This is a genomic window from Parabacteroides sp. PH5-46, from assembly GCF_029892785.1.
Classification (GTDB): domain Bacteria; phylum Bacteroidota; class Bacteroidia; order Bacteroidales; family Tannerellaceae; genus DFXE01.
Map to the genome: position 1 here is coordinate 91,425 of NZ_JARXXA010000016.1, position 6,947 is coordinate 98,371.

Consider the following 6,947-nt stretch of genomic DNA (forward strand, 5'->3'; position numbering starts at 1 on the left):
GCTACTTAATAACAAATAACATACATTGCATGAAAACAAAACGTGAAGGAAGTTCTTTTCAGCAAATGAGTTCTAAAAGGAAACTCGAATCTGTTTTCTTATTTGTAACAGGTAGATGTAATGCCAAATGCACCATGTGTTTCTATGCCAACGACATGGAAATGAAAGAGCAGGATTTGACATTTGAAGAGATAAAAAAGCTATCGGAAAGCGCAGGAGAGTTTAACAGATTATGGCTATCCGGTGGTGAACCTACTCTGAGAGAAGATTTACCTGAAATTATAGAAATGTTCTACCAAAACAACCATATAAAGGATGTAAACATGCCTACTAACGGACTGAAAGCGGACCGTGTAATAGAATGGGTAAAACGCATCCGGAAAAACTGTCCCGATTTAAATATGACAGTCAGCGTATCACTGGATGGTTTTGGCAATACACACGATACACAGCGCGGAGTACCCGGTAACTTCTACAAAGCTGTAGAAACCCTGAAGAAAGTAGACGAAAACTTCGGGGATGACGGGAAAGTCCTCAAAAATATAGCAACTGTTATTACGCGATACAATATAGAAGAAATCATCGATTTCATGATGTGGGCATACGGACGTTTGAATGTATTGACACATACAATAGAAGCTGCTCGCGGCATGACCCGTGAAGACGGTGTGAAAATCCTTACGGAGCAATCATTACGCGAGCTACAGGATAAAATCGTACCCTTCTATGCTGCCTATGCCGACCGTATGGCGGAAGGAGTAACCGGTTTTCGTAAACGCGTAACCCGCTTCTTCTATCTAGGGCTTATCCGCGCCATGTATAATGTAAGAGCCGGTAATATAGACAAGCCTACCCCTTGGGGAATGGATTGTACAGCTGGTGAAACAACCTTGGTTATAGACTATGACGGCCGCTTCCGCTCCTGCGAATTAAGAGAACCCATTGGCAATGTAAAGGATTACAACTGCGACGTACAGTCTATCATGTACGGAGATGCCATGAAAAAGGAAGTAAACGAGATAGGACACGGATATACTGCCAACTGCTGGTGTACACACGGCTGCTGGATCATGTCGTCTATTATATTCAACCCCGGCAAAATGGTATCCAAAGTATACAAAGGCTATCGCGAAACAAAAAAGCTGGCTAAGCCATTGAATATGAACGAGAATCTATTGAAAGACCTGGAAGCAAAATATAATCTGGACAGTGAAAAACTAGCCCAAATAGGTATCTTATGAAACTGTTCCTTGTCACCAGAGGTTCGCAGGGAGATATCTACCCATATCTCACACTAGCCGATACTTTAATGAGTCGTGGGCATGAGGTTACACTAAGTCTCCCCCGCATATTTGAAAAGCATGCAAAAGATGCAGGCATTCCTTATGTGTTACAGGCTTTTGACGACATTGGCGGAATGATTGAAGGAGCTGCAGATACCAATCAGAAGACAAAACATATCCTGAAATGGGTTCGTAGGGTAATAGACAAACAGTTTGAAGAGTTTATCCCCCTACTCAAAAAGCATGATATGCTGATCTCTGCCAACACAGAGTTTGCCGCCGCCAGTATAGCCGAATACTGCCAAAAGCCGTTCATCCGGACAGCTTTCGGACCTTTTATACCCGGTACACAAATACCGCCGGCGGTCTTGCCCTGGCCGGAGCCAAATGCCATATTTACCCCTAAGTTCTTGTGGAAGATGCTGAATGTGGGAACCAACTTTATGGTGTTAAAAACAATCAATAAAAACAGGACTAAGTTAGGCATGTCGCCCATTAAAAACTTTGGGGATCATGCTGCCGGTTCGGCAAATAATTACCTGGTGTATAGTTCTTATTTAGGAAATACAGATTCTACCTGGAAGTACAAATGGCAAATCGGAGGATATTGCTTCTACGATAAGTTACAGTATGAGGTATCGGCCTATCAGGAGCTGATCTCTTTTGTGCAAAAAGACCAGAAACCTGTTGTATTCTTCACGCTGGGAAGTTGTGACACAAAGAAAAAAGAAAAGATATGTGGATGGCTGGTTGAGATTTGCAACAAACACAATTATAAACTCGTAGTAGGTAGCGGATGGTCAAATACCGGTTCAAATCTACGTAATAACGAGGATGTATTCATTACAGACAAGCCGCTTCCCCACTCGCTGATTTTCCCCAATTGTGACGCTATTATCCATCATGGAGGATGCGGAACAACCCATAGTGCAGGACGAGCCGGTAAGCCTCAGATGGTAATCCCATTAATAATAGATCAGCATTACTGGGGAAACCGGGTGTTCAGGTTAGGGATTGGCCCCAATCGTCTGAAGCCGTCGGGAATATCCCGTGAGCTACTGGAATCCAGGGTTTGCGATCTGGTGACAAATGCCTCCTACAAGAAAAATGCAGCTGCATTGGGAGAGCAGATACGGAGTGAAAACGGACCTGAAAATATATGTAAATATATTGAGAGCCATATCTAATATATCAGAGATAGCGCATGAATAAACAATATATTTCACCTTTTGCCAGACCAGTCTACGTGATGTTGAAACCCGTTGGTTCTGTCTGTAATCTGGCTTGCGAATATTGCTACTACCTTGAAAAAGGAAAGTTTTATTCGCAAGTGAAGAATCATGTTATGACAGAAGAACTGTTGGAACGCTTTATCCGGGAGTATCTTGCAAGCCAAACTATGCAGCAAGTACTCTTTACCTGGCATGGAGGGGAAACATTGATGCGTCCTATCAGCTTTTATAAGAAGGCACTGGAACTACAACAGAAATACGCACAAGGCCGTCAGATAGATAACAGTATCCAAACCAACGGAACATTACTTACAGACGAATGGTGCAAATTCTTCAAGGATAACAACTTTCTGGTAGGTATATCCATTGATGGCCCTCAGGAATTTCACGACGAATACAGACGTAATAAACAAGGAATACCCTCGTTTGTAAAGGTTATGAAGGGTATCCAGCTACTAAAGAAACACGGAGTAGAATACAATGCAATGGCCGTTGTAAACGACTATAATGTAGACTATCCCCTGGAGTTCTACCGTTTCTTTAAAGAGTTGAAATGCCATTACATACAGTTTACCCCCATTGTAGAGCGCCTGATGCCGGATGGTGGTTTGTCAACAGCCGACAGCCTACAACCTACCGAATTGGCTCCGTTCTCAGTAGATGCTGGAAAATGGGGAGATTTCCTCTGTGCCATCTTCGACGAATGGGTAAAGACGGATGTAGGTACCTATTATATTCAGTTATTTGACGCTACATTGGCCAACTGGGTAGGCGAACAACCGGGAATATGCAGCATGGCACGTACCTGCGGACATGCAGGCGTCATGGAATTTAACGGAGACATCTATTCATGCGACCACTTCGTATTCCCGGAATACAAACTGGGGAATATCTACACAAAAACAATTACAGAGATGATGTACAGCCCGGAACAAATGAAATTCGGCGCTGATAAATACGATACACTCCCTACACAATGCAAAACATGTAACTATTTGTTTGCCTGCAACGGGGAATGTCCCAAAAACCGTTTTATAACCGATGCTAATGGCGAACCGGGCTTAAACTATTTATGCAAAGGATATAAAAAATACTTTGCACATGTGGCCCCCTACATGGACTTCATGAAAAAAGAGCTATTAGCCCAACGCCCACCGGCAAACGTTATGACAAAATATACTCAAATTAAAAACAATGAAGAGACGTGATTTTATTAAAACTGGAAGTATGGTGATGTTAGGGTCATTAGCAGCGCCTTCTTTTTTAGGAGGTACGGCCAATGCTGCAAATGATAAAGCAGCCGGTATCCTATTCGCCATGAATCACTTCGGAGTAAGTGAAGGCGATCTGAGGAAAGTGCTTACTGCAGCACTTGAAAAAGGAGGCGATTATGCCGACCTGTTCTTTGAACATTCTTACCGGAATAATGTAAGTTTGCAGGATGGTGCCGTAAACAGGGCATCTTCCAACATCGACTTCGGTATGGGTGTACGTGTCTTGTCCGGTGATCAGACCGGCTATGCCTATGTAGAAAGTGTAACCCTCGACGAAATGCTGAAAGCAGCTCGTACGGCTGCACAAATTGCCAGCGGATCAGGAGCTAAAAAACCAATCAACCTGACAGAAAAGCCGATAAGCAATAATCACTATACGGTACAACTGCCTTGGGATGAGATTTCCGTAAAAGAAAAAACACCTTATCTGCAAGTGATCAATGATCGAATATTTGAATTGGATAAGCGTGTAATGAAGGTAAATGCCTCACTGGGCGACTCTACCTCACATATCTTTTTCTGTAATTCGGAAGGAGTAATGTATTACGACTATCGTCCGATGGTAACACTGGCTGCCGTTTGTATCATGGAGCAAGACGGTAAGATAGAAAACTCGTATGCCTCACGTGCTTACCGCATGGGAGCAGAATTCCTGAACGATGAGATTATTGAAACCATTGCTAAAGAAGCCGTAGAGAAAACATCTATCCTTTTTGAAGCAGTAAAGCCTAAAGGAGGTGAAATGCCCGTTGTAATGGGTGCCGGAGGCTCTGGTATTCTGCTACACGAAGCTATCGGACATGCGTTTGAGGCCGATTTCAACCGCAAAAATGTTTCTATCTTCTCTGACCAACTGAGCAAGAAGATTTGTAACGAGCATATCAACGTAGTAGACGATGGTACGATTCCGTTCAATCGTGGATCGGTAAATATTGACGATGAGGGTGTGGAAGGACAAAAGACATATATTGTGAAAAACGGTATCCTTACAAGTTATCTGCACGACCGTATCAGCGCTAAACATTACGGAATACCTTCAACAGGTAACGGACGCCGCGAATCATTCCGCATGATGCCGATACCTCGTATGCGTGCAACGTATATGGAAGCCGGCAATGTAAGCGAAGCAGAAATGATCTCTACTGTAAAGAAAGGAATCTATGCTTCTACCTTTACCAACGGACAGGTGCAGATCGGAGCAGGCGACTTTACTTTCTTCGTAAAGAACGGTTACCTCATTGAAGATGGTAAGCTCACGCAACCTATCAAAGATATCAACATCATCGGTAATGGCCCGAAAGCCTTAGCCGACATGACAATGGTAGGTAATAATTACGAGATGGATAACGGCACATGGACATGCGGTAAAGACGGACAATCCTGTCCGGTAACTTGCGGTATGCCATCGGCTTTGGTTAGTAAACTTACAGTAGGAGGAGAAAGCTGATATGATAACAAACGATAATAAAGCATTAGCACAATGGGCAATGGAATATGCCCTGAAAAACGGCTGCCAAGCTTCACGCGTAGGTTTGTACAAAGGTACAAACAGCTCATTTGAGATACGTGACATGAAAACCGACCGTCTCACACAAGCCTCGGAAAGTAGTCTGGTAATCCACTTGTTCGTAGACGGACGCTACGGCTCCTTCTCAACAAACCGTCTGGAGAAAAAAGAACTCGAAAAGTTCATACAAAACGGAATAGATTCTACCCGCTATCTGGCAGAAGACCTGGCCCGTACCCTACCCGATCCGTCCTTGTATTACAAAGGTGGTGGTAAAGACCTGCAACTGCTGGACACACGTTTCGACGCTATCCAGCCCGACAGCAAGAAAGACCTCGCCATGAAAGTATGCGATGAGATTATGGGAAAAGACCCTCGTATCATCTCTTCTACATCTTCTTATGGCGACGAAAGAAACGCCAGTTACATGATTGCCAGCAACGGATTTGAAGGCGAAAGAGCCTCCTCCTCCTTTACATTAGTAGGAAGTGTAAGTATCAAGGGTGAAGGCGAAGCTCGTCCGGAATCTTACTGGTACGACTCGTCTATCTTCTACGATGCCCTGATAAAAGAAGGTATCGGTAAAAAAGCCTTAGAGCGCGTAATACGCAAACTGGGACAGAAAAAGATCGCTTCCGGTAAATATACTATGGTAGTAGACAATATGAACTCGGCTCGCTTGATCTCTCCCATTCTGGGCGCGATCTATGGTTCGTCTATCCAACAGAAAAACTCGTTCTTGCTGGATAAACTAAACCAGAAGGTGATCGGAGACAATGTTACCATCATCGACGAACCTCATATGGCAAAAAAACAAGGTGCCCGCTACTTTGACGGAGAAGGTGTAGCAACCAAACGCCTACCTGTTTTTGAAAATGGCGTATTGAAAACCTACTATATCGACATCTACAATGCCAATAAATTAGGAACCACTCCTACCATCAGTGGCCCATCTATCCTAACCATGCAAATGGGAAGCAAAAACGAAAGCGGCCTGATAGCATCCGTAGAAAAGGGTATTCTGGTAACAGGCTTCAACGGAGGTAATTCCAATAGCTCAACAGGTGATTTCTCTTACGGAGTAGAAGGCTTCCTGATTGAAAACGGCAAACTCACCCAGCCTGTGTCCGAAATGAACATTACCGGCAACATGCTGACTCTATGGAGCAACTTAAAAGAAATCGGTAACGACGTACGCGAATCATCCAGCTGGCGTATCCCCTCCCTCGCCTTCGAAGAAGTGGACTTCAGCGGACTGTAAAATCCTCATATCTGATAACTCGTATCCTGATAAAGAGAACAAGTATATGTTAATATCCAGCTCTTTTTATCAGGATATTTTTTACGACAGACCTTTTTTACCGATAGTTATTGTATTTTATTTGTATTTTAAGACACATCCTCTCTCAGTCTCACACTTATTTAAATATCAATCAATTACGAATTCCAAAAATAGCATGCATACTTTCACCTAAAAGCATGCGTACTTTTTAAAGAAAGCATGCGTACTTTTCCCCAAAAGCACCCATGCTTTTTTCAACTAAGTTTTGTTATTGTAATTAGTCACCCCTTAAAAAGCGGCTTTAAGTTTTTCACTTAATAAAATTGTCTGTATCCGTAAAATGATATAGGCAATTTTTTGTTTGTATTT

Annotated in this window: 5 protein-coding genes; all 5 read left to right on the plus strand. The window is 43.1% G+C overall.

Annotated features, from left to right (window positions below; genetic code table 11):
- Positions 1-29 precede the first annotated feature (29 nt).
- The 5 genes from M2470_RS15180 to M2470_RS15200 are packed head-to-tail and all read left to right on the plus strand — an operon-like array spanning position 30 to position 6,557.
- Positions 30-1,241 (plus strand): radical SAM protein, encoded by a 1,212-nt coding sequence (locus tag M2470_RS15180; protein ID WP_280745773.1) that lies wholly within the window; start codon positions 30-32, stop codon positions 1,239-1,241.
- On the plus strand, positions 1,238-2,470 hold the full coding sequence (locus M2470_RS15185; RefSeq protein ID WP_280745772.1) for a glycosyltransferase: 1,233 nt from the start codon (positions 1,238-1,240) through the stop codon (positions 2,468-2,470). Before M2470_RS15180 ends, M2470_RS15185 begins: the two co-directional genes overlap by 4 nt.
- A 17-nt stretch (positions 2,471-2,487) precedes the next feature.
- Positions 2,488-3,723: an anaerobic sulfatase-maturation protein gene (locus M2470_RS15190; RefSeq protein WP_280745771.1), complete on the plus strand. Its 1,236-nt coding sequence runs from the start codon at positions 2,488-2,490 to the stop codon at positions 3,721-3,723.
- Positions 3,710-5,236 carry a TldD/PmbA family protein gene (locus M2470_RS15195; protein WP_280745770.1) on the plus strand — a complete coding sequence of 509 codons (1,527 nt, stop codon included), beginning with the start codon at positions 3,710-3,712 and terminating at the stop codon, positions 5,234-5,236. The genes M2470_RS15190 and M2470_RS15195 overlap by 14 nt, the downstream gene beginning before the upstream one ends.
- A 1-nt stretch (position 5,237) precedes the next feature.
- A complete protein-coding gene (locus tag M2470_RS15200; RefSeq protein WP_280745769.1) occupies positions 5,238-6,557 on the plus strand; it encodes a TldD/PmbA family protein in 1,320 nt (439 codons plus the stop codon).
- Positions 6,558-6,947 lie beyond the last annotated feature (390 nt).

Excerpts from the sequence above, each read along its gene's own strand:
- M2470_RS15180 (WP_280745773.1), top strand. The coding sequence starts at position 30 with ATGAAAACAAAACGTGAAGGAAGTTCTTTTCAGCAAATGAGTTCTAAA.
- M2470_RS15185 (WP_280745772.1), top strand. The coding sequence starts at position 1,238 with ATGAAACTGTTCCTTGTCACCAGAGGTTCGCAGGGAGATATCTACCCA.
- M2470_RS15190 (WP_280745771.1), top strand. The coding sequence starts at position 2,488 with ATGAATAAACAATATATTTCACCTTTTGCCAGACCAGTCTACGTGATG.
- M2470_RS15195 (WP_280745770.1), top strand. The coding sequence starts at position 3,710 with ATGAAGAGACGTGATTTTATTAAAACTGGAAGTATGGTGATGTTAGGG.
- M2470_RS15200 (WP_280745769.1), top strand. The coding sequence starts at position 5,238 with ATGATAACAAACGATAATAAAGCATTAGCACAATGGGCAATGGAATAT.